This window comes from Streptomyces sp. NPDC045998 (genome assembly GCF_056430285.1).
Window position 1 is genome coordinate 182,703 of the sequence record NZ_JBWKLJ010000005.1, and the last position, 22,339, is coordinate 205,041.

Annotated in this window: 19 protein-coding genes; 10 read left to right on the plus strand and 9 right to left on the minus strand. The window is 73.2% G+C overall.

From position 1 onward, the window contains the following. Positions 1-109: 109 nt before the first annotated feature. Both AC07FJ_RS17325 and AC07FJ_RS17330 read left to right on the plus strand, forming a co-directional pair. Entirely contained in the window at positions 110-1,471 is a 1,362-nt protein-coding gene (locus AC07FJ_RS17325) for a COG1361 family protein (RefSeq protein WP_479049771.1), read from the plus strand. A 58-nt stretch (positions 1,472-1,529) separates the two neighbouring features. After that, a complete protein-coding gene (locus tag AC07FJ_RS17330) occupies positions 1,530-2,309 on the plus strand; it encodes a class I SAM-dependent methyltransferase (protein WP_479049773.1) in 780 nt (259 codons plus the stop codon). A gap of 19 nt (positions 2,310-2,328) precedes the next feature. Here the strand turns inward: AC07FJ_RS17330 and AC07FJ_RS17335 are convergent, their stop codons facing one another. Then, positions 2,329-2,739 carry a hypothetical protein gene (locus AC07FJ_RS17335; protein ID WP_479049775.1) on the minus strand — a complete coding sequence of 137 codons (411 nt, stop codon included), beginning with the start codon at positions 2,737-2,739 and terminating at the stop codon, positions 2,329-2,331. Between the two features lie 84 nt (positions 2,740-2,823). Between AC07FJ_RS17335 and AC07FJ_RS17340 the strand changes: the two genes are divergently transcribed. Together AC07FJ_RS17340 and AC07FJ_RS17345 are read left to right on the plus strand one after the other, a co-directional pair. Beyond that, positions 2,824-3,639 (plus strand): helix-turn-helix domain-containing protein, encoded by an 816-nt coding sequence (locus AC07FJ_RS17340; RefSeq protein WP_479049777.1) that lies wholly within the window; start codon positions 2,824-2,826, stop codon positions 3,637-3,639. Next, on the plus strand, positions 3,636-3,878 hold the full coding sequence (locus AC07FJ_RS17345) for a DUF397 domain-containing protein (RefSeq protein ID WP_479049779.1): 243 nt from the start codon (positions 3,636-3,638) through the stop codon (positions 3,876-3,878). The genes AC07FJ_RS17340 and AC07FJ_RS17345 overlap by 4 nt, the downstream gene beginning before the upstream one ends. Positions 3,879-3,880: 2 nt before the next feature. On the opposite strand, the gene AC07FJ_RS17350 is transcribed toward AC07FJ_RS17345, so the two are convergent. From AC07FJ_RS17350 to AC07FJ_RS17360, 3 genes are all read right to left on the minus strand, one after another. Then, the gene (locus tag AC07FJ_RS17350; RefSeq protein ID WP_479049781.1) at positions 3,881-4,543 is read right to left on the minus strand and encodes a GOLPH3/VPS74 family protein; all 663 of its coding nucleotides are present in this window, start codon (positions 4,541-4,543) and stop codon (positions 3,881-3,883) included. Positions 4,544-4,621: 78 nt separating this feature from the next. Continuing rightward, positions 4,622-5,281, minus strand: a complete 660-nt coding sequence (locus AC07FJ_RS17355) for a pyridoxine/pyridoxamine 5'-phosphate oxidase (RefSeq protein WP_479049783.1) — start codon at positions 5,279-5,281, stop codon at positions 4,622-4,624. 123 nt (positions 5,282-5,404) lie between these two features. After that, positions 5,405-6,052 (minus strand): TetR family transcriptional regulator, encoded by a 648-nt coding sequence (locus AC07FJ_RS17360; protein WP_361417804.1) that lies wholly within the window; start codon positions 6,050-6,052, stop codon positions 5,405-5,407. Between the two features lie 319 nt (positions 6,053-6,371). On the opposite strand from AC07FJ_RS17360, the gene kbpA reads away from it, so the two are divergent. Together kbpA and afsK are read left to right on the plus strand one after the other, a co-directional pair. Further along, positions 6,372-7,154: an AfsK-binding protein KbpA gene (gene kbpA / locus AC07FJ_RS17365; RefSeq protein WP_479049785.1), complete on the plus strand. Its 783-nt coding sequence runs from the start codon at positions 6,372-6,374 to the stop codon at positions 7,152-7,154. A 134-nt stretch (positions 7,155-7,288) separates the two neighbouring features. Further along, positions 7,289-9,766, plus strand: coding sequence for a protein serine/threonine kinase AfsK (gene afsK / locus AC07FJ_RS17370; RefSeq protein ID WP_479049787.1), 2,478 nt, complete (start codon positions 7,289-7,291; stop codon positions 9,764-9,766). A gap of 11 nt (positions 9,767-9,777) precedes the next feature. On the opposite strand, the gene AC07FJ_RS17375 is transcribed toward afsK, so the two are convergent. The 4 genes from AC07FJ_RS17375 to AC07FJ_RS17390 form a co-directional block, all read right to left on the minus strand. Next, the gene (locus AC07FJ_RS17375; protein WP_479049789.1) at positions 9,778-10,338 is read right to left on the minus strand and encodes a hypothetical protein; all 561 of its coding nucleotides are present in this window, start codon (positions 10,336-10,338) and stop codon (positions 9,778-9,780) included. A gap of 184 nt (positions 10,339-10,522) precedes the next feature. Further along, positions 10,523-10,729 carry a sigma-like protein gene (locus AC07FJ_RS17380; protein WP_479049791.1) on the minus strand — a complete coding sequence of 69 codons (207 nt, stop codon included), beginning with the start codon at positions 10,727-10,729 and terminating at the stop codon, positions 10,523-10,525. A 210-nt stretch (positions 10,730-10,939) separates the two neighbouring features. Then, positions 10,940-13,897 (minus strand): SARP-family global regulator AfsR, encoded by a 2,958-nt coding sequence (gene afsR / locus AC07FJ_RS17385; RefSeq protein WP_479049793.1) that lies wholly within the window; start codon positions 13,895-13,897, stop codon positions 10,940-10,942. Between the two features lie 175 nt (positions 13,898-14,072). Continuing rightward, positions 14,073-14,663 (minus strand): helix-turn-helix domain-containing protein, encoded by a 591-nt coding sequence (locus AC07FJ_RS17390; RefSeq protein ID WP_479050190.1) that lies wholly within the window; start codon positions 14,661-14,663, stop codon positions 14,073-14,075. A gap of 549 nt (positions 14,664-15,212) precedes the next feature. On the opposite strand from AC07FJ_RS17390, the gene AC07FJ_RS17395 reads away from it, so the two are divergent. Both AC07FJ_RS17395 and AC07FJ_RS17400 read left to right on the plus strand, forming a co-directional pair. After that, positions 15,213-16,784: an APC family permease gene (locus AC07FJ_RS17395; protein ID WP_479049795.1), complete on the plus strand. Its 1,572-nt coding sequence runs from the start codon at positions 15,213-15,215 to the stop codon at positions 16,782-16,784. Between the two features lie 123 nt (positions 16,785-16,907). Next, positions 16,908-17,225 carry a cupin domain-containing protein gene (locus AC07FJ_RS17400; RefSeq protein ID WP_361418432.1) on the plus strand — a complete coding sequence of 106 codons (318 nt, stop codon included), beginning with the start codon at positions 16,908-16,910 and terminating at the stop codon, positions 17,223-17,225. A 4-nt stretch (positions 17,226-17,229) separates the two neighbouring features. On the opposite strand, the gene AC07FJ_RS17405 is transcribed toward AC07FJ_RS17400, so the two are convergent. Further along, the gene (locus AC07FJ_RS17405) at positions 17,230-18,720 is read right to left on the minus strand and encodes a CehA/McbA family metallohydrolase (protein ID WP_479049797.1); all 1,491 of its coding nucleotides are present in this window, start codon (positions 18,718-18,720) and stop codon (positions 17,230-17,232) included. Positions 18,721-18,808: 88 nt separating this feature from the next. On the opposite strand from AC07FJ_RS17405, the gene AC07FJ_RS17410 reads away from it, so the two are divergent. Both AC07FJ_RS17410 and AC07FJ_RS17415 read left to right on the plus strand, forming a co-directional pair. Continuing rightward, positions 18,809-19,636 (plus strand): LLM class F420-dependent oxidoreductase, encoded by an 828-nt coding sequence (locus AC07FJ_RS17410; protein ID WP_479049799.1) that lies wholly within the window; start codon positions 18,809-18,811, stop codon positions 19,634-19,636. An 82-nt stretch (positions 19,637-19,718) separates the two neighbouring features. Next, positions 19,719-22,337: a bifunctional FO biosynthesis protein CofGH gene (locus tag AC07FJ_RS17415; RefSeq protein ID WP_479049801.1), complete on the plus strand. Its 2,619-nt coding sequence runs from the start codon at positions 19,719-19,721 to the stop codon at positions 22,335-22,337. The last annotated feature ends 2 nt before the right edge of the window (positions 22,338-22,339 follow it).

A 22,339-nucleotide genomic window follows, 5' to 3' on the forward strand; every position in this document is an offset into this window, starting at 1 on the left:
GTACAACTGTTCGGTAGTCTCGGTGGTCCAGTACTGCGGTGATCCACTCGGCGGATCACCGCAGGAGCGGATCCGGCGAGCGGATCCGCCGAACACCGCAGGGAGTCACATGACAACGCCGACCCCTTCCGCCAGGCGAGTCCGTGGCCGCACCGTGCGCCTCGGCGCCGTGTGCATGGCCGCGGCCGGGCTGGTCACCGTGGGGATGGCCACGCCGGCGTTCGCCGACAGCGACCAGCTGTGGATCGTGGCACCGTACGAGACCGTGGTGCCCACGGCGGCCGGCCCCGGACAGGAGCCCGCGACCCGCACCCTCGGCCTCGGGCTCTACCACGACCACAGCGGCTTCCAGGTGACCGACGGCCGCCTCACCGTCGACGTCTCCGGACTGGCCGGCGTCGCCGAGGTCGTCTGGCCCGAGAACTGCGCGCCCTCCGGCACCACCGCCGTGTGCAGCGTGCCGGAGGTGCCGCTCACGGGCACCACCTCGGTGCCCCTCCGGATCCGGGCCGTCACCGACGCGGCCGTCGGGGCCAGCGGGCGCATCACCTACAGCGCCACGGCGGCCACCACGATGGAGGGCGGTCAGCTCACGGCGGGTGAGGGGTACGAGACCACCGTCAAGGTGGGCACCGGGCCCGACCTCGTCCTGGAGGGGCCCGTGTCCGCCGAGGGGGTCCAGCCGGGCAGCACCGTGCCCGTGCCCTTCTCCGTCGTCAACCACGGCAACCAGCCCGCCAACGGCCTCCAGGCCACCTTCTACGCGACGCGCGGCCTCGACCTCGGCACGGTCGACCCCCGGTGCACCAGCACCCCGGTAGGCGAGGGCGGCACCGTCGCGCCCTTCACCCGGGTGGACTGCGCGTTCGACGACGTCCTCGCGCCCGGCGCGAGCTTCACGCTGCCCGAGCCGCTGCGCGCCACGGTGGCCCCGTACGCCTACAGCGAGCGGCTCGACATCAACGTCGAGGCGCGCGGCGGCGCAGAGGACCTGGCCCCCGGGGACAACGGCGCGGGCGTCGACGTCCGCGCCGTCAACACCGCCGACTTCGCCGTCCGCGGCGCCAAGGCGAGCGGCGCGGCGGGCGAGACCGTCAAGGCGGCGCTGACCTTCCGCAACCGGGGCCCGGCGTGGATCGCGAACCTCCGCTCCGGTGACCCGGTGGCCGCGGTCGACCTCACCGTCCCCAAGGGTGCCACCGTCACGTCCGTACCGGAGGTCTGCCAGCCCCGCACCCTCGAAGGCGACTGGTACGAGGGCGGGCGCACCGGTGCCCCGCGCTATGTGTGCGACCTGCCCATGTGGGTGGCCGAGAACCAGACCGTGACGTTCCCCTTCGAGCTGCGGATCGACACCGTCATCACCGGCTCCGCGGGCACGGTGGCCCTGAAGCCCCCGTACGGCACCCAGCCCCTGCCTTTCGACCCGAACCACCGGAACGACACGTCGAAGCTGGTGCTGAACCCCTGATCCGACGGCGATAGCCGACCACGATAAGAGTTCGCGGCCTCGGCCGCCGGGCCGGAGAATGGTGTGCGTGACACGCACCTTCGACGACCTGGTGGCCGAGGCCGACGCCGTATCGGTGGAGGGCTGGGACTTCTCCTGGCTGGACGGCCGGGCCACCGAGCAGCGCCCCTCCTGGGGGTACCAGCGGCTGATGAGCGAGCGGCTCGCCGACCCCGGCGTGGCCGCCGCCCTGGACATCCAGACCGGCGGCGGCGAGGTCCTCGCCGGGGCTGGGAAGTTCCCGCCCACGATGGCCGCCACCGAGTCGTGGCCGCCCAACATCATCAAGGCGACCCGGCTGCTCCATCCGCGGGGCGTGGTCGTCGTCGCGGACCCGGACGAGCCGCCGCTGCCCTTCGCCGACGAGGCGTTCGACCTGGTGACGAGCCGCCACCCGGCGACCGTGTGGTGGACCGAGATCGCGCGGGTGCTGCGGCCCGGCGGCTCGTACGTCGCCCAGCACGTCGGCCCCGCGAGCGTCTTCGAACTGGTCGAGTTCTTCCTGGGCCCCCAGCCCGAGGAGGTCCGCCGGGCCCGCCACCCCGACGACGAGAGCGCGGACGCCCGCGCGGCCGGCCTGGAGATCGTGGACCTGCGCAGCGAGCGGCTGCGCACCGAGTTCCACGACATCGGGGCGGTCGTCTACTTCCTGCGCAAGGTCATCTGGATGGTGCCCGGCTTCACCGTCGAGGCGTACCGCGACAAGCTGCGCGAGCTGCACGAACGCATCCAGTCGGAGGGGCCGTTCGTGGCGCACTCGTCCCGCTTCTTGATCGAGGCGCGCAAGCCGGACGCCTGAGTCCCTCTTCTACGTGCCTTTACGCGTCGGGGGACACGCACAGCTGCGCCGTGACCACCTCGTGGAGGAGCTCCGGGTCGACGAACTCGCCCGCCACGGGCGGCCCGCCGCGCCACTCCAGCGGGTACGTGCTGCCGTGCGGCGCCGGGATGCCGATGTACTGATCCCGCGCGGACGGCCCGAAACAGGTGGCGCCGGGCGGCCACGTGTACTCCTTGCTGCTGCCGGGCGGAATCAGGAAGTACGTCCACCGCCCGCCCGCGATCTCCCGCACCACCGGGCCGGGGCGCCCGCCCGTGGCCTCGGCGAGGTGGTGCAGGACGGCCTCACCGCGTACGCCGCGCACGCGGATCGCGTCGAAGTGGATGCCGGACAGACGCAGTTGGATGCCGGAGGCCGGTACCCAATCGGGGAGTTTTTCGCTGGTCATGGCTATGAGCATCGGGGTGCATGCGTAGCGTGACCAGAGGGACGCGATCCACTTCGGGCCGGTGTGGGAAGGACGGTGGTGGCGGTGGGATCGAACAGCGAGCCCTCGCCCGCGCGGAAGCATGTGGGCGAGCTCATCAAGAAGTTCCGCACCCGGGCGGGGATGACCCAGAAGGAACTCGCGGAACGGCTGTTGATGTCGGAGTCGCTGCTGGGCGCGTACGAGCGAGCGGAACGCATCCCGACGACGGCGTTCCTGGTGGACGCGGACCGGGTGCTGCAGGCCGGGGGCGCACTGGAGTCGTGCATCGAGATGATGGAGGAGGAGAAGTACTCGCCGAAGTTCCTGAACTGGAAGCGCACCGAGGCGGACGCCGCGAGCATCAGCGCGTACGAGACCATGTTCGTGCCGGGCCTGTTGCAGAGCCCGGCGTACGTGCGGGCGCTGTACGAGACGCGCGTGCCGATGTACGAGCCGGACGAGATCGAGCGCCATGTGCAGGCGCGGCTGGAGCGGCAGGAGGTGCTGGACCGCAGGCCGAGGCCGATCGTCAGTTACGTCGTGGAGGAGTCGGTGTTCCAGCGGCCGATCGGCGGCGAGCCGGTGCTCAAGGAGCAGCTTCTGCACGTGCTGGAGTTGGCGAGGACCAGGAACCATCTGACGGTGCAGGTGATGCCGACGCAGCGGTTCGTGCACGCGGGGCTTAATGGGCCGTTGAAGCTGCTGAGCACCCGAGAAGGACGGAATCTGGGGTACACGGAGGGGCAAGGCGGGGATACGTTGATCTCGAAACCCGAAGAGGTCAACCGGCTCAACGACCTCTTCGGCGCGCTGCGGGCCCAGGCGCTCACCCCCTGGGAGTCCGTGGAACTGATCGAGAGGATGGCGGCGAAGCTATGAACCCCGGCCTGGTCTGGTTCAAGAGCAGTTACAGCGGTAATGAGGGCGGCGAGTGCGTCGAAGTCGCCTACGACTGGCACAAGTCGAGCTACAGCAACAACGAGGGCGGCGAGTGCGTCGAGGTCGCCGCCTGCCCCCACGCCGTCCACGTCCGCGACTCCAAGGTGTCCGACGGGCCCACCTTCGCGGTGGCGCCCGGCGCGTGGGCGGCGTTCGTCGCGGGGGCGGCGACGGCCTGACGTCAGATCGCGGCGGTGGCGGCGGTGATCACGGTGACGGCCACCAGCGCCGCCTGCATGTTCCGGATGGCCTCGCGGACGCCGTCGCCCGCCCACTGGCCCTCGGCGATCTCCGCCATGCGGGCCTCGACCTGCTTGCGCGGCAGCTCGGGGAAGGCCAGGTGGTGCAGGCGCGCCGCGTGGAGCAGGGCGACGAGGCCGCTGGTGCGGTCGTCCGGCTGCGCGCCCTGCAGGACCGCGGACGCGAGGCGCTCGCGCAGCTCGCGCTCCACCGAGCCGTCGGCCTCCGGATAGCGCCGTACCGGGAAGAGCCCGAGCACCCGGTGCCGCTCCTCGACCACGAGACCGCGCTCGCACAGGCTCTCCACCGTCGCCTGCGTGGTCTTCGACTGGTCCTTGGCCAGCCAGTCGGTGACCTTGCGCCCGCGGTTGCTCCGCGTCCACTCCGTGAGCAGCCGCAGGCGCCCGTCGAGCAGGGCGTCTCCCGTCGGCGTGGTGTCGACCACGGCCAGTCGCCCGCCGGTCACGGTGACGCGCCCCGCCATGGTCAACTCCAGCAGGATGCCGCCCGCGACCGCCCAGGCGGCGGATGCCCGTTCCTTCGTGGCACCCGACTCGTCGTCCAGCGACAGCAGCGTGATCTCCTCGCCCAGCGTGACGGCCATGCGCTTCCCCCTCGGTCGTTGCGGTCATACATGTCGACGTCGGGGAGGACCGTGGGGTTGCGCCGCTCGGGACGGAACCTAAGGCCAGAGCAGCTCCCGTTCCCACGAAGCGGTGCCCCGCCGCCGGTAGCGGAGCCGTACGTGGCGGCGGCGGACGTCGCCCTGGAAGAACTCGACCTCGTCGGGGTCGAGTACGTACAGGGTCCAGGTCTGCACGTCCGCGTCCGGTTCCGCCTCCGCCCGCGCCCAGGCCGCTTCGCCCGCCTCCGCGAGCGTGGCCAGGGAGTCCAGCACCTCGCTCTGGCGGCCCACCAGCGCGGCCGCCAGCGCTCCGGTCGTACGGGCGTGCAGGTCGGCGTACGCCTCCTCGGCGGGGGCGGGGGTCACGCGGCCGCGGACGCGGACCTGGCGGCCCTGGACCGGCCAGTAGAAGTGGACCGCGGCGTGCCGAGTGGCCGCCAGTTGGCGGCCCTTGGCGCTGGTGGAGTGGGAGGCGAAGTGCCAGCCCCGCTCGTCGGCGTCGTGCAGCATCACCGTCCGTACGTCGGGGCGCCCGTCGGCGTCGACGGTGGCCAGCGCCATCGTGTGCGGCTCGGCCTGCCCGGCGTCCGCCGCGGCCGTGAACCACGCGTGGAACAGCGGCAGCGGCGCCGCGGGCGCGGCGTCCGGGTCGAAGGCGGGCAGCTCGGTGTCCCACACGCGCAGCGAGCGGAGGGTTTCGTGGAAGCGCTCTGTCATGGGGACATCATCCGCGCCGGTGTGCGTCGCCCAGAGGAACGCCGGCGGCGGCCGGGCGCGAGGACCGGCCGCCGCCGGCGCGTGACAGGACGGGCGACGACAGGAGGCGGGACGGGAGGGGTGCTACTTCGTGGGCTTCTTGCCGGTGACGCCGAGGTGCACCAACAGCGCGAGGTTCGGCTTGAGTTCGTTCTGCTTCACGCCCCAGGTCTGGAACGCCTTCTGGTGCGAGGCGACCGCCGCCAGCATCGCGACCAGGGCTCCGGCGATCGCCGCGGGGTTGACGTCCTTGTCGACCCGGCCCTTGGTCTGGAGCTCCTTGACCGCGTCGGTGAGGGAGCTGGTGACCGAGCCGAGGATCTTCATGCGGAGCTTGTAGAACCGCTTGTCGCCCTCCGCGGCGCCGAGGTCCACCACCCGCAGCAGGGCGTCGTTCTTGCGCCAGAAGTCGAGGAACCCCTCGACCAGTTCCTCCGACGACTGCCATCCCGCCTTGCCGACCCAGGTGCGGCCGGAGGCGAGGTCGGAGAGGGCCCCGCCCTCCCTCGTCATCTCCTCCGCGATCTCGAGGACGGCGCCCTCGACGTCGGGGAAGTACTGATAGAAGGTCGCGGGGGACGTGCCCGCCTTCCGGGCCACGTCGATGACTTTGACGTCCCGGTACGGCGAGGAGCGGAGCATCTCGCTGAGGCAGTCGAGCAGCTTCTGCCGCGTCGCCTGGCCGCGTCGGCCGGCCACACGGCCGTCGACGGTGCGTACTTGTCCTGTCATGCCGTCAGCTTACCGAGGGGGGATCAGGGCGCTATTCGGCCGACTGCAAATGGGGTGCGGGGCTCTCCCGGGGCCCTTCACGCGCCGTCCGCGGGTGTCCCCGGGTGGCCGTGGAGAGCCCATATGGGCCTGTGGGCAGGGATTCTCCGCCGTGGGCGGCTCCAAGCGGGATCGGGCCCGTCCTGTCTGCCTCGAAGGGCGGTTTCCAGCCAAGTAAGATTATCAACAGGCTGTGGAAAACTCCCGTGGACAAGCGAGCGGTACCGGCGGCGCGCCGTTAACTTGACTGTGGGGCCCGACGAGGAAAGGGATCAGCTCCATGGCCGCATTCACAGAGGGCACGCCGTGCTGGGTGGACGTGCTGCTCCCCGACCTCGCAGCGGGCAAGCGCTTCTACGGCGAGCTCTTCGGCTGGACGTTCGACGGCGGCGACGAAGCCCACGGTGACTACACCAACGCCTACAGCGACGGACGGCGCGTCGCCGGCCTCGCCCCCAAGCGGGACGGCCGGATGCCCACCGTCTGGGGCGTCTACTTCGCCACCCCCGACGCCACGGCCACCAGCCGCCGCATCCTGGACGCGGGCGGCCGCATCGTGACGAACCCCGTGCCCGTCGGCGCGTACGGGACGATGGCGCTCGCCGTCGACCCCGGCGGCGCCGTCTTCGGCCTGTGGGAGGCCGGGACGCACAACGGCTTCGAGAAGCAGGGCGAGCCGAACTCCTTCTGCTGGACCGAGGTCTACACGCGGCAGAAGGACCCCGTCGACTCCTTCTACGAGACCGTCTTCGGCTTCCAGGTGCGGGACCTCGACGACGCCTCGATCGACTTCCGCGTCTGGTCCCCCGCCGGTACGCAGGCGAGCGACGAGAACGCCATCGGCGGGCGCAGCGTGATCACCGACGCCTTCCCGGCCGAGATGCCCGCCCACTTCCTCGTCTACTTCGCCGTCGAGGACTGCGACGACACGGCCGCGGCCGCCCAGCGCCTCGGCGGCCGCGTCACCGAACAGCCGTTCGACACCCCGTACGGCAGGATCGCGGTCCTCGCCGACGACCAGGGAGCGGTCTTCGCCGTGCTCGCCGAGCCCAAGGCGGCCTGAACCCTCACGCGGGTGTCCGGATCGAGGTGAGACACCCCGATCCGCCCCCGGGTTCGCAACCACCGCCTCGGACAGGAAGAATCAGGGGCGACGGGGCCGTACCTTGATGGCCCCTACGGGGAGGTGGCAGGCAAGTGGAGCAGCTCACGCAGCACGACCCGAGGCGGATCGGTCCCTTCGAGGTGCTGGGCCGGCTCGGTGCCGGCGGCATGGGCCTGGTCTATCTGGCGCGCTCGGCGTCGGGTCGGCGCGTGGCGATCAAGACCGTACGGACCGAGCTCGCCGAGGACCAGCTGTTCCGCGTCCGCTTCACGCGGGAGGTGGAGGCCGCGCGGGCGGTGTCCGGCTTCTACACGGCGGCCGTGGTGGACGCCGACCCGAGGGCGGCGGTGCCGTGGCTGGCCACGGCGTACGTCCCCGCACCCTCCCTCGAGGAGATAGTGAACGAGTGCGGGCCCCTGCCCGCTCCGGCCGTGCGCTGGCTGGCGGCGGGTATCGCCGAGGCCCTCCAGTCCATCCACGGCGCCGGTCTCGTCCACCGCGACCTCAAGCCGTCCAACGTGCTCGTCGTGGAGGACGGGCCGCGCGTCATCGACTTCGGCATCGCGTCCGGCGTCTCCAACACCCGGCTGACGATGACCAACGTCGCCGTGGGCACGCCCGCGTACATGTCACCCGAGCAGGCGAAGGACTCGCGCAGCGTGACGGGCGCGAGCGACGTCTTCTCGCTCGGCTCCACCCTGGTCTTCGCGGCGACCGGGCACGCGCCGTACCACGGGGCGAACCCGGTGGAGACGGTCTTCATGCTGCTGCGCGAGGGCCCGGACCTGGAGGGGCTGCCGGACGAGCTGCGGCCGCTGATCGAGTCCTGCATGCAGATGGAGGCCGCGCTGCGGCCCACGCCCGCCGACCTCCAGGCCCAGCTGGCGCCGCACCTCTTCGGCGGCAGCGACGACAGCGGTACGGCGTCGGCGTGGCTGCCGGCCCGGGCGACCGCGATGATCGAGGCCCGCCGGGGCGGCCGCCCGAGCACCCCGCCGCCCCCGGCCCCCGCGCCCCCCGCCCCGCCCGCACCGCAGGCGCCGCCCGCCCAGGCCCCCGCGCCCGGCCGGGACTGGGACGCGGCCTGGCGCGCCGACGGCGCCGACGGCCGCAGCGGTGGGGGCCGTGGCGCCGTCGATCCCCGTACGGGCCAGATGGCGCCGCCCGCGCGGCCGGCCGGGGCGGCCGCCGCCCCCGCCCCCGCCGCACCGGTGCAGCTCCCTGGCGCCCGGGTCCCCATCGGCCCCGGGCCCCGGGTCTCCGACACGCGCACCGCGCTCGCCGCGGCGGGCTCCGCCGGGCCCGCGACCACCGGCTGGGTCCGCCCGCCCGGCGGGCTGACGAACGGCGCCGACCCCGCCCCGCCCAGCGGCCCGCCGCTCCCGTCGGCCCCGCCCGCGCAGGCAGCACCGCCCGCGCCCGAGAACGCCGGGCCGGGCCACTGGCGCCCCTGGCGTTTCCGCATGTCGAACGACGTGTGGGGCACGCCCGTCGTCGACGGCGACCTGCTCTACGTCACCTCCTTCGAGGTGCACGCCCTGGACGTGGCGAGTGGCCGCCGCCAGTTCAAGACGCGGGACGTGGCCTGGTCCATGGCCGTGGCCGGAGGCCGCATCCACGCCTCCGACGGGCCGTCCCTGTACGCGCTCGACGCCCTCGACGGCAGCGAGCGGTGGCGGCTGATGACCGACGCCTGGGTGTACGCCCTCCGGGTCGATCGCGGCACGGTCGTCACCGCCACGCGCGGCGGCGGCGTCCAGGGCTGGGAGGCCTCCAACGGCGCGAAGCTGTGGGAGATCACCGGAGCACAGACCGACTTCGAGACGCCCGAGGGCGGCCCGGTCCTCCACGGCGACACCGTCTACGTCTGGCAGGACGCCCGCCTGCGCGCGCTCGACGCCCGCACGGGCACCGAGCGCTGGTCGTACCCGATCGGCGACGCCGCCTCCTGCGGCGGCGTACCGGTGCGCGTCACCCCGGCGGAGGACGGATACGTCTACGTAGCCGCCGGGACCCGCGTGCTCTCCGTCGACCACATGTCCGGCCACGTCCGCTGGCACTTCGAGGCCCCGGCGGTCTTCCTCTCGCCGCCCGCCTTCGCCCCGGGCCCGGCGGTCACCGGCGGTGGCGTGTACCTCGCCGACTACCTCGGCACGGTGTACGCGCTCGACGCCACGACCGGCAAGGACCGCTGGCGCATCGCCACGGAGTCCCGCCCGGCGACGGAGCCCGTCCTCGTCGTGAACGGGAACATCCACGTCGGCAGCGGCAGCGCGGTCTACACGCTGGACGCGGTCACCGGCACCCCGAAGTGGCGCTTCGCCGCGGGCGGCAGCATCATCGGCAGCCCGGTCGTCGCCGACGGCCGCCTCCACTTCGGTTCGGCGGACCACGTCCTGTACACCCTGGACGCGAGCGGCGGCCAGCTGCGCTGGAAGCTCACCACGGGCGGCGAGATCACCGGCTCGCTGGTGGCGCGCGGCGGCGTCGTCTACGCGTGCAGCAAGGACCGGTGCGTGTACGCGCTGGACGCGGTGAAGGGCACGGCGACCGGGCGGAGCGCCCCCTAGGCCAACACGACCTAGACCCGGTGCGGAGGTCCCGGCCCTTCGGGGCCGGGCTCGCCGTACCCGTCGCCGTGTCTGTCGTCGTACCTGTGGTCGTACCTGGCGTCGTACCCGTCGTCGTGCGGGGGCGGGCCCTCGGCGTACGCCGTGCGGCGCCGGCGCGGACGGCCGGCCATCACCGCGGCGCCGAGCAGCAACAGCGCCCCGCCGACCAGGGCGACGACCACGCCCCAGCCCAGCCCGGCGCTGCCGGGGTCGTCGAACGCGAGCCCGTCCGCGACCTGCGCCTGCCGCACCATCCACAGGATGGTGAAGCCCAGGACGACGCACGCGGCCAGCCCGACCAGCACCCGCGACCGCAGCACGACCCCGACGAGCGCCACCAGCGCGCCGAAGGCGAGCGGCAGCAGGATCGACACCCACAGCTCCGAGCGGCTGTCGCTGATGCCGCTGAAGAGGTCGGCGACGCGGAAGTGGCGTCCGAGACGGCCGTCGTACCAGGCACGGAAGGGGCTCCAGACGGCGGCCGTCGCTCCGACGAGAGCGAGGACGCTGCCGATGACGTTGCGGATCATCGTCGGCCTCCTTGCGGTCAGGCTCTCGCCCCCGACGCTACGCCCGCCCCGTGGCCGCCGCCACACGACGGGGAACGCCGAAGGGCCGGACCCGAAGGTCCGGCCCCTCATGTGCCGTGCCACGTCCGGCGACCGCGGCGGCTCCCCCTCCGCACCGCCGCGGCCGCACCCCGTGGGTGAAGGTCTACTTGGCCGGCGGCGCCGGCATGTGGTGGTCGCCCATGGTGACGATGGTTTCGTCGGTGGTGGTGGGGGTGGTGGTCGCCGGGGGCGCCGGCATGTGGTGGTCGCCCAGGGTGGTGACGGTGGGCTCCTTGGCCGGCGGGGCCGGCATGTGGTGGTCGCCCATGGTGGTGATGTCGTCGAGGTTCTTCTTCTCGGAACCGCTCATGGTGTTTCCCCCGTGGGATCGCTGTGCTGGTGTGAGCTGTCTTCTGCCCGGCGACTCCCCCGAGGGCCGCCGGACAGAAGGTTAGGGGACCGCTCGCCCCCCCCGAGCTGGAGGTCCCGGCGATCCGTCCGCTCCCCCGTCGCGACGGATCGACTGGTGACGAGCATGCCGGAGGGCGATAAACGGTTGATGAACGCCCTGATCGGAGCCTCAGGCGATGGTGAGGTCGCCGAGGAGGTCCCGGACCTCCTCGGCCTCCGGAGCGCCCGACTGCTCGTGCAGGGCGAGCGCTTCCCGCCAGCAGGCGCGCGCACGGTCCATCTGGCCGAGGCTGTCCAGCGCCTTCCCGAGCGTGGTCAGGACGTTGCCACGGGTGCGGTCGCCGCCCATGCAGCCGATGGCGAGCGCCTGCTCCGCGTGCTGGGCGGCCTGGGCCGCGCGCCGGGCCGACAGGTGGGCCTCCGCGATGCGGAAGTGGGTCGTCCCCGCCCACAACCGCTGCCGGTTCGTCTCGAAGCCGTGCAGCGCCTTGTCCAGCTCCGCCAGGGCCTCCGCATGGCGGCGCGCCCGGGTCAGCGCCATGCCCAGGGCGTACCGGGCGTTGGCCAGGCGCAGGGTGTGCCCTATCTGTTCGTAGAGCTCCGCGCCCTGCCGGGCGAGGGAGATCGCCTGCTCGACCCGCCCGTTGGAGAGCCGGATGCGGGAGAGGTTGCACAGGGCGCTGGCCTCGCCGGGCTGATTGCCGTCGAGGCGGCACCTCTCCATCGCCTTGACCAGGTGGCCCTCGGCGTCCTCGTGGCGCCCCTGTATGGCGGCGATGATGCCCCGGTCGTTGTCGGCCCAGTACACCGGCGCCGGGTCCTGCGCCGCGAGCCCGAGGAGCGAGGCCTTCTCCGCCTCCCGGTCCGCCTCCTCGTACCGCCCCGCCACCAGGTGGACGTTGGTCATCGAGGTCCGGGCCCGCGCCTCGACCCGCGGGTCCCCGACGGCGACGGCGGCCTCCAGCGCGGCGCGGGCGGCAGTTTCGTACACCTTGGAGTTGGCGCCGGACTCCGCGAGGTCCTGGGCGGCCCACAGGAGGTCCACCGCGGTGGAGAGCCGGGGCCCGGCCGTCGACTGGCGAGCGCAGGCCAGCAGGCAGTTGGCCTCGGTGTACAGCCAGTCCAGCGCCTGGTGGCGGTCGGCGAACTCCAGGCCCGGGTAGGCGGCGGGCTTCAGGTGGTCCACCATGCGGTCGCCCGGCCGCTGCACGGCGTACACCCGCGCCGCCGTCGCCAGGTAGAAGTCCAGCAGCCGCGACATCGCGCTCTCCCGCTCCGACGGCGGCTGCTCGTCGCGTTCCGCGCACGCACGCGCGTAGAGGCGTACGAGGTCGTGGAAGCGGTAGCGGCCCGGGGCGGCGGACTCCAGGAGGGAGGTGTCGACCAGGCACTCGAGGATGTCCTCGGCGTCGTGGAGGGGGAGGTCCAGGACCGCCGCCGCGGCCGCGAGGGAGATGTCGGGGCCGTCGGCGAGGCCCAGGAGGCGGAAGGCGCGGGCCTGGGCGGGCTCCAGCTGGCCGTAGCCCAGCTCGAAGGTGGCCTTCACGGCGAGGTCGCCCGCCTGGAGCTCGTCCAGCCGGCGGCGCTCGTCGGCGAGCTTGGCCGCGAGGACCGAGACCGTCCACGTGCGGCGTGCCGCCAGGCGGGAGGCGGCGATGCGGATGGCGAGGGGCAGGAAACCGCACGCGGCCACGACGTCGAGCGCCGCCTCGCGCTCCGCGTGCACCCGCTCCACCCCGACGATCTTCGTGAAGAGCTGGAGCGCCTCCTCCGGAGACATCACGTCGAGGTCCACGAGGTGCGCGCCCGCGAGGTCGACCATGCGGACGCGGCTGGTGACGAGGGCCGCGCAGCCGGCGGTACCGGGCAGCAGCGGCCGCACCTGGGCGGCGTCGCGCGCGTTGTCGAGGAGGACCAGCACCCGCCGCCCGGCGAGCGTGGAGCGGTAGAGGGCGGCGCGCTCCTCCGGCGTGTCCGGGATGGCGGAGTCCGGCGTGCCGAGGGCGCGCAGGAAGGCACCGAGCACGGTCTCGGGCTCGGCCGCCCGCGCGCCCGCGCCCTGCAGGTCGACGTACAGCTGGCCGTCCGGGAAGTGCGGCCGCGCCTCGTGCGCGACGTGCACGGCGAGGGTCGTCTTGCCGACGCCGCCGATGCCCGCGAGCGCCGACACGGCCATGACCGAGCCCTCGGCGGTCGCCAGCCGGTCGCCCAGCTCCCGTACGAACGCGGCCCGGCCGGTGAAGTCCGGCACCGTGGCGGGCAGCTGCGCCGGGCGGGACGGGGTGGGCGCGGTGGGCGGCTGCTCGACGGGGCAGGCGAGCTCCTCGTCCGCGCACAGGATGCGCTGCTGGAGCCGCGACAGCTCGGGGCGCGGGTCCACGCCCAGCTCGTCGGCGAGGAGCCGGCGCGTGTCGGCGTACACGGCGAGCGCCTCCGCCTGCCGCCCGCTGCGGTACAGCGCCAGCATCAGCAGCTCCCGCAGCCGCTCGCGCAGCGGGTGCGCGGCGGTCAGGGCGGTCAGCTCGGAGACCGCCTCCGCGTGGTGCCCGCACTCCAGGTCCAGGTCCAGCCGGGTCTCCAGGAGCGTCAGCCGCCACTCCTCCAGGCGGGCGCGCTGCGTCTCGGCGTACGGGCCGGGTACGGAGGCGAGGGGCTCGCCGTCCCACAGGCCCAGCGACTTGTTGATGAGGACCCGTGCCTGGCCCCCCTCGCCGGCCGCCCGGGCCTTCTCCGCCTCGGCGGCGAGCTCCTGTGCGACGTTGAGGTCGAGGGCGTCGGAGCGGCCGCGGATGGCGTACCCGCCGGACTCGCTGGCCAGCACGCCGTCCGGCAGCACCTTGCGCAGGCGCGAGGCGTACGTCCGCACCGCCGCGAGGGCCTGCAAGGGCGGTTCGTCGCCCCAGATGGCGTCGATCAGCTCGGCGGCCGTGGCGGTGCGCCCGTCGCGCAGCAGCAGCGCGGCGAGCAGGGCCCGCTGCTGCGGCGACCCGGAGGGCAGGGGTTCTCCGTCGTACCAGGCGCGGACGGGGCCGAGCACGGCGAAGCGCAGGTCGCCGCGTGTGCCGGCGGGACCCGGACGCGGAGCGCGTCGCTGCTCCGGCACTCGCGGCCCGTCTTCACGGTCCATAGCTCCCCCTGCCCCGTACCGCTGGATTCGCCCTCGACAGTCTGCCTTGTCGATGGCGAATGCGTCAGCAGGGGGTGACGCTCTGCACAAGGTCGTGACAAGTCCTCCAGCCGGAGTCGGTCGCAGCCGGCCCGAGTCGGCCGGAACCAGCCGCCCCGGCCGGAGCCGAATGGAGTCAGTCGGACGCGTCCCGCGCCCGCGCGCCGCGCGGCTTGGCGCGGAAGTGCATCCGCTCCCCCTGGCGCCCGAGCAGGCTGAGGATCTCCACGGGCCCGTCGCCGGCGGAGCCGAACCAGTGCGGCATCCGCGTGTCGAACTCCGCCGCCTCACCCGCGCCCAGGATCAGGTCGTGCTCGGCCAGCACCAGCCGGAGCCGCCCGGAGAGGACGTACAGCCACTCGTATCCCTCGTGCACGCGCGGTTCGGGCTCGCTCTTGTCGGGCGGGATCACGACCTTCAGCGCCTGGAGCGGCCCCGGCTGCCGGGTCAGCGGGACCACCACCTTGCCGTCGTGCGCGTGGCGCGGCGCGAGGCGGACGCGCGGGTCGCCCACCTCGGGGGCGCCGACGAGTTCGTCGAGCGGGACCTGGTGGGCCTGGGCGATGGGCAGCAGCAGCTCCAGGCTGGGGCGGCGCTGTCCGCTCTCCAGACGGGACAGGGTGCTCTTGGAGATGCCGGTGGCCTCGGCGAGCGCGGTGAGGGTGACGCCGCGCCGGGTGCGCAGGCGCCTGAGGCGCGGCCCGACGTCGGCGAGGACGTCGGCGATGCCGGACGGCCGGTCTGCGGACGGCCGGTCTGCGGAGGGCCGGTCCGCGCGGGCCCGGTCCGCGCGGGGCCGGTCTGCGGAGGCCCGGTCTGCGGAGGGCCGGTCCGCGCGGGCCCGGTCTGCCCGGGGCCGGTCGGCGGAGGACCGGTCGGCGCGGGGCCGGTCGGCGGAGGCGCCGTCGGCGGAAGGCCGACGCTCGGGGGGCTGGGATGCCATGGGCCCACCTCACCGCGTTTTCCCTCGTACGGCAACGATCTTTGCCGGTTCGGCAACACCCACCGGCCGTCCGTGGCGGCGGACGCACCTGGCCGAAAGAAGGTTCCTCAACGGCCGAAAAAAGTCTTGGGAAATTTTGGAAAAGGGTAAAACGGACACAGCTGCGGTTCCCGTATATCGAACGGCCTTCGGGTCGCCTGTCAATCCGTCGACCTCAGCCTGAGGGGTCTTTGAATCCTTGACGATCGGGCGCCCCCTGCCTCGCAATGCAAGGCGAAGATCACGGATTCCGATCTTCCGGATGTGGAAACCGCAGCGCCTAACGTCCCTCCTATGACTCAGGTGGAAGCACAGCCCATGGCTGGAGACACGGTAAGGGGCGTCGCCGGGACCGGCGACCACGACATCAAGACGAAGGGCCTCAGCGGAAACTCCGTCGGCCTGGTGGGCAGCGCCGTCATCGGCATCTCGACCGTGGCCCCCGTCTACTGTCTGACCTCGACCCTCGGCACCACGGCCGGCGAGGTCGGCGTCCAGATGCCGGCCATCTTCCTGGCCGGGTTCCTCCCCATGCTCCTGGTCGCCTTCGCGTACCGCGAGCTCAACAAGGCGATGCCCGACTGCGGTACCTCCTTCACCTGGACCGTGAAGGCCTTCGGCCCCAAGATCGGCTGGATGTGCGGCTGGGGCCTGCTGATCGCGACGATCATCGTCCTCTCCAACCTGGCCGGCGTCGCCACCACGTACTTCTGGCTCCTGGCGGGCCACCTCACCGGTAGCGAACAGATCGCGGCGCTGGACGGCAACAAGTTCGCGCACATCGCCACCGTCCTCATCCTGGTCGCGCTCGCGACCTGGGTCAGCTACCGCGGCATGACCGCGACGAAGGCCATCCAGTACGCCCTCGTGGGCCTGCAGATGGTGGTCCTGGTCGTCTTCGCCGTCCTGGCGTTCCAGAAGGCCGGCAGCGGGGCGTTCCCCAGCGGCGTGGACTTCTCCCTCTCCTGGCTGAACCCGTTCGGGATCGACTCCTTCGCCGCCTTCACCGCCGGCCTCTCCCTGTCGATCTTCATGTACTGGGGCTGGGACACCTGCCTCACCGCGAACGAGGAGACCGTCGGCAGCGCCAAGACCCCCGGTCGCGCCGCGATGATCTCCATGATCGTCCTCATCGGCTCGTACCTGATCGTCGGCGTCGCCGCCCAGATGGCCGTCGGCTCCGGCACCGAGGGCCTCGGCCTCGCCAACGAGGAGACCTCCGACAACGTCTTCGCCGCGCTCGCCGAGCCGGTCATGGGTTCCTGGTTCCTCGCCGGCGCGCTGTTCGTCGCCGTCCTGGCCTCCGCCGCCGCGAGCCTCCAGACCACCTTCATCCCGGTCGCCCGCACGGTCCTGTCGATGGCCACCTACGAGGCCATGCCCGCCTCCCTCGCCAAGGTCCACCCGAAGCACAAGGTCCCCGGCAAGGCCACCGTCATCGCGGGTGTCGGCACCGGCGTCTTCTACACGGTCATGACGCTGGTCAGCGAGAACGTCCTCACGGACACCATCTACGCCCTCGGCCTCATGATCTGCTTCTACTACTCGCTGACCGCCTTCGCCTGCGCGTGGTACTTCCGCAAGGACCTCGGCAAGTCCGTCAAGGACACCCTCTACAAGGGCGTCCTGCCGCTCCTCGGCGGCCTGATGCTCGCCGGCGTCTTCGGCAAGACGCTGTACGACACGCTCGACCCGGCGTACGGCAGCGGCAGCTCCATCGCGGGCGTCGGCTCCGTCTTCGTCATCGGCGTCGGCCTGCTGCTCCTCGGCGCGGTCCTCATGCTGATCATGCAGCGCCGCAGCCCGGCGTTCTTCCGGGGCGAGGTCCTCACGAAGGAGACCCCGTCGCTGGTCGTCGCCGACTGACGACCCCCCTCACCAACACGAACACCTGAGCCGGAAGGGCGGCCACCGTGGGACGGCACGGTGGCCGCCCTTCCGTATGCGCTTCATATGCGTACGAACCGGCAGCGGGGCAAGGTGGACCATATGTACGACCTCAACGACATCGCCGAGGAACACCTGAAGGCGGCCCACGCCGACGAGCACGGCCGCAGCTCCAACCTGATCCTGCGCGACCCGCCCCTGCGCCAGACCGTCATCGCGCTCACCGCGGGCACCACGCTCGACGAGCACAACCCGCCGCCCGCCTCCTCGCTCCAGGTGCTGCGGGGCGTGGTGGCGGTGACCGCCGCGTCCGGGGACACGGAGCTCACCATGGGGTCCCTCTACCTGCTGCCGCACGAGCGCCACGGGCTGCGGGCCGTGACGGACACGGCGGTGCTGCTCACGGCCGTGAACGACTGACCCGTCATGAGCGTGCCTCCCCGAGGAACACCGGGTTCGTGAACGCCGCCAGCGGCCCCGGCAGCCCGCCCGGCGTCCCCGTCCCCGTTCCCGCCCCCGTCCCCGGGTGGCGCACCTCCGCCCGTACGTAGGCGGCGTACGCGGCCGTCGTGGTCCACTCCACCGCGCCCGCCCCCGACGCGGGCAGCGGAGCCGTGTGCAGCAGGCCCTGGTCCGTGACGAAGCGGACGGCGCAGCCCGGCGCGCCCGCCACCTCCAGGCGCACGGTCACCGGCGTGTCCGGTGACGCCACCCGCAGCCGCTCCCCGATGCCGGCGTGCTCGCCGCGGCCGCCCGAGGCCGAGAAGGCGAGCGAGACCGCCGCCGACTCCGCGACGTACGACCGCCCCGCCCGCAGCCCCGCCAGGACCGCCTCGCGCGACAGCTCCTCGGCGAGGACGACGGTCTGCGGCTCGCCCACCCGCTGAGGCTCGCGGTGCGCGTCGCTGCCGCCCATCGCCGGCAGCCAGCCGGCGCCGCCGGTCAGCATGGCGTCCCAGTCGGCGAGCGCGGCCTCGTCCTCCGGCGTGTACGGACCGTTCCACACCTCCACCGCGTCCGCCTCCGCGAAGCCGTACTTCCAGGCGCAGCCGACGCAGGTCGCGTGCGGATGCGCCGGTACGACGAGCCCGCCGGCGCGCCGGATGGCGCGGGCAAAGCGGCCGAAGCGGTTGTCGCGTGCGCGGTAGCGCCAGTCGACGAAGGTGCCCGGGTCGGTGCCCACGGCCAGGACGTGGCCGGTCCGCGTCGTCACCTCCTCGCCGGTGAGGATCAGCAGGTCGTCGCCCCACAGGCCCTCCCAGGCCGCGTGCGCCGCGTGCGTGTTGTGCTCGGAGGTGTTGACGAAGTCCAGCCCGGCGGCGCGCGCCGCGGCGGCGATCTCGGCCGGGGTGCGCCGGCCGTCCGAGTACACCGAGTGCAGGTGGCAGTCGCCGCGGTACCAGGCCCGCCCGCGCCCCCGCGCCCGCTCCGGCGGGTACACCGGCCGTGGCGCCGGCCCCTCGGCGCCGTACGCGACCCTCACCGTCACCGTGTAGTTCAGGCCCTGCGGCGCCACCGTGTACGGCCCGAGCGCGATGTGCCAGGTGCCCGCGCGGACGGGCCCCGCCAGGTACCCGGGCGTCGCCGCGTCCGCCCGGAGGAAGAACTCCGACCGGGCGCCGCCCGACCAGCCCCGGAAGCCGCGCCCGCCCAGCTCGGTGCCCCGCTCGTCGAACACGCCGATGTCCAGCGCGTTGCCCTGCGTCCCGGCGGGCACGACGGGCCGGTCGTACGCGTACGAGACCCTCAGCTCCCGCACCCCGCGTGGCACCTCGACCGGCAGGTACACGTAGTCGGGCGAGCCGGGCGGCAGCGTGCCGCGGACGACGACCTCGGTGCGCCCGCCCGCGAAGCTCACCCCCGGCACGGTGAGCAGACCCACGGCACCCGCCACGAACCCGCGCCTGTCCAGCATGCGACCACCCTCCCCGGACGCGGTGAACGCGTCGGCAACGTACGCCGACGGTCTCGGAAATCGCCGCCGCACGCCATACGTTGGCCGTATGCGCATCGCGACCACGATCTTCCTGACCGATCAGTCGATCACCCCCGTCCGCCTCGCGCGCGAGCTGGAGCAGCGCGGATTCGCCGGCCTGTATCTGCCGGAGCACAGCCACATCCCCGTCGAACGGACCACCCCGTACCCCTTCGGCGGCGTCCTGCCGCCCGAGTACGGACGGACCCTCGACGCCTTCGTGGCGCTCGGCCAGGCCGCCGCCGTCACCGAACGGCTCACCCTCGGCACCGGCATCACCCTGGTCGCCCAGCACGACCCCATCGACCTGGCCAAGCAGGTCGCCACCCTCGACCACCTCTCCGGGGGCCGCTTCACCCTGGGCGTCGGCCACGGCTGGAACCGCGAGGAGGCCGAGGACCACGGCGTCGTCTGGCGCACCCGGCGCGAGCGCGTCCGCGACTTCATCGGCCTGATGCGCGCCCTGTGGGCCGAGGAACCAACCGCCTACGAGGGCGAGTTCGCCGCGGTACGCGCCTCCTCCGCGTATCCGAAGCCGGCGGGCGGCGCCCCGCGCATCCTCCTCGGCGGCGCCGCGGGCCCCAAGCTCTTCGCGCACATGGCCGACTACGCCGACGGCTGGATCCCGATCGGCGGCCGCGGCCTCACCGAGACGCTCCCCGCGCTGCGCGGCGTCTGGGAGAAGGCGGGCCGCGACCCCGAGACCCTGCGCGTGGTCCCGTGCGGCATCAGCCCCACGCCGGGCAAGCTCGCGCACTTCGCGGACCTCGGCATCACCGAGGTGGTGCTCCAACTCCCCTCCGCCCCCGAGGCGGAGGTGCTGCGGGCGCTCGACGCGTACGCCCAGTACCTGTAGCGGTCGCCGTCCCCGTGCCCGTGGCCGTGCTGCCCGCAGGAGCCACGACTGCGCCGCGGGGGCGGCTCGTATGCTCGGGCCCATGACTGATGACCAGCCCGGACGCCCCGCCGACCACCCCACCAGCCGCCCCACGGAAAACGCCATGCGACGGGCGTTGCGACGAGCCAGGGACGGGGTCGCGCTGGACGCCGGGGAGGCCGCCGTGCTCCTCCAGGCGCGCGGCGCGGACCTGGAGGAGCTGGCCGCGTCCGCCGCGCGGGTGCGGGACGCGGGGCTCGCGGCGGCCGGGCGGCCCGGGGTCATCACGTACTCGAAGAGCGTGTTCATCCCGCTCACCCGGCTGTGCCGCGACAAGTGCCACTACTGCACCTTCGCGACCGTGCCGGGCAAGCTGCGGCGTGCGGGACACGGGATGTTCATGTCGCCGGACGAGGTGCTGGACATCGCCCGGCGCGGCGCCGAACTCGGCTGCAAGGAAGCCCTGATCACGCTCGGCGACAAGCCCGAGGACCGCTGGCCCGAGGCGCGCGAGTGGCTGGACGCGCACGGCTACGACGACACCCTCGCCTACGTACGGGCCATGGCGATCCGCATCCTGGAGGAGACCGGGCTGCTGCCGCACCTCAACCCCGGTGTCCTGTCGTGGACCGACTTCCAGCGGCTCAAGCCGGTGGCGCCCTCCATGGGCATGATGCTGGAGACGACGGCGACCCGGCTCTGGTCGGAGCCGGGCGGCCCGCACCACGGCTCGCCCGACAAGGAGCCGGCGGTGCGGCTGCGGGTGCTGGAGGACGCGGGGCGGTCGTCGGTGCCGTTCACCAGCGGGCTGCTCATCGGGATCGGCGAGACGTACGAGGAGCGGGCGGAGTCGCTGTTCGCGCTGCGCCGCGTCGCCCGCGCGTACCACGGCATCCAGGAGCTGATCATCCAGAACTTCCGCGCCAAGCCGGACACGGCGATGCGCGGCATGCCGGACGCCGAGCTCGACGACCTGGTCGCCACCGTCGCCGTCGCCCGGCACATCATGGGCCCCTCCGCCTGCCTCCAGGCCCCGCCGAACCTGGTCGACGGCGAGTACGCGCGCCTCATCGGCGCCGGGATCGACGACTGGGGCGGCGTCTCCCCGGTCACCATCGACCACGTCAACCCCGAGCGGCCGTGGCCGCAGATCGACGCGCTCGCCGAGCACTCCGCGGCCGCCGGCTTCGAGCTGCGCGAACGCCTCTGCGTCTACCCCGAGTTCGTACGGCGTGGCGAGCCGTGGCTCGACCCCCGTGTGCTGCCGCACGTGCGGGCGCTGGCCGACCCCGAGACGGGCCTCGCGAACCCGGACGCACCGGTGCGCGGGCTGCCGTGGCAGGAACCCGACGAGGGCTTCACCGCGTCGGGCGCGGGCTCCGGCCGCACCGACCTGCACCGCACCATCGACACCGAGGGGCGCACCGGCGACCGCCGGGACGACTTCGACGAGGTGTACGGCGACTGGGAGGCGCTGCGCGAGGCCGCCGCGCCCGGCATGGTGCCGCAGCGCATCGACATCGACGTGCGCGAGGCCCTCGCGGTGGCCGCCGACGACCCGACGCGCCTCACCGACGACCAGGCGCTCGCGCTGCTGCACGCGGACGGGCCGGCGCTCGACGCGCTCTGCCGGATCGCGGACGACGTCCGCAAGGCGGCCGTCGGCGACGACGTCACCTACATCGTCACCCGCAACATCAACTTCACCAACGTCTGCTACACCGGATGCCGCTTCTGCGCCTTCGCCCAGCGCCGCACCGACGCCGACGCGTACACCCTCTCCCTGGACCAGGTCGCCGACCGCGCCCAGCAGGCGTGGGACGTCGGCGCGGTCGAGGTCTGCATGCAGGGCGGCATCCACCCGGACCTGCCCGGTACGGCGTACTTCGACATCGCCCGCGCCGTGAAGGCCCGCGTCCCCGGCATGCACGTGCACGCCTTCTCGCCGATGGAGGTCGTCAACGGCGCGACCCGCACCGGCCTTTCGATCCGGGAGTGGCTGACCGCCGCCAAGGAGGCCGGTCTCGACTCGATCCCCGGCACCGCCGCCGAGATCCTCGACGACGAGGTCCGCTGGGTGCTGACGAAGGGCAAGCTGCCGACCGCCACCTGGATCGAGGTCATCACCACCGCGCACGAGCTGGGCATCCGGTCGTCGTCGACGATGATGTACGGCCACGTCGACCAGCCCCGCCACTGGCTGGGGCACCTGCGCACCCTCGCCCGCATCCAGCGGGAGACCGGCGGCTTCACGGAGTTCGTGACGCTCCCGTTCATCCACACCAACGCGCCCGTGTACCTCGCCGGCATCGCCCGCCCCGGCCCGACGGCCCGCGACAACCGTGCCGTCACCGCCATGGCGCGCCTCCTGCTCCACCCCCACATCCCGAACATCCAGACCAGCTGGGTGAAGCTCGGCACGGACGGCGCCGCCGAGATGCTCCGCTCCGGCGCCAACGACCTCGGCGGCACCCTCATGGAGGAGACCATTTCCCGCATGGCCGGCTCCTCCTACGGCTCGTACCGCTCCGTCAAGGACCTCACCGCCATCGCCGAGGCGGCCGGCCGCCCGGCCCGCCCCCGTACGACCCTGTACGGCGAGGTCCCCGAGGAGCGGCGGCGCGCGGCGGCCGCGTCGGACGGACACCTGCCGGAGCTGCTGCCGGTGCTGACAGACTGACG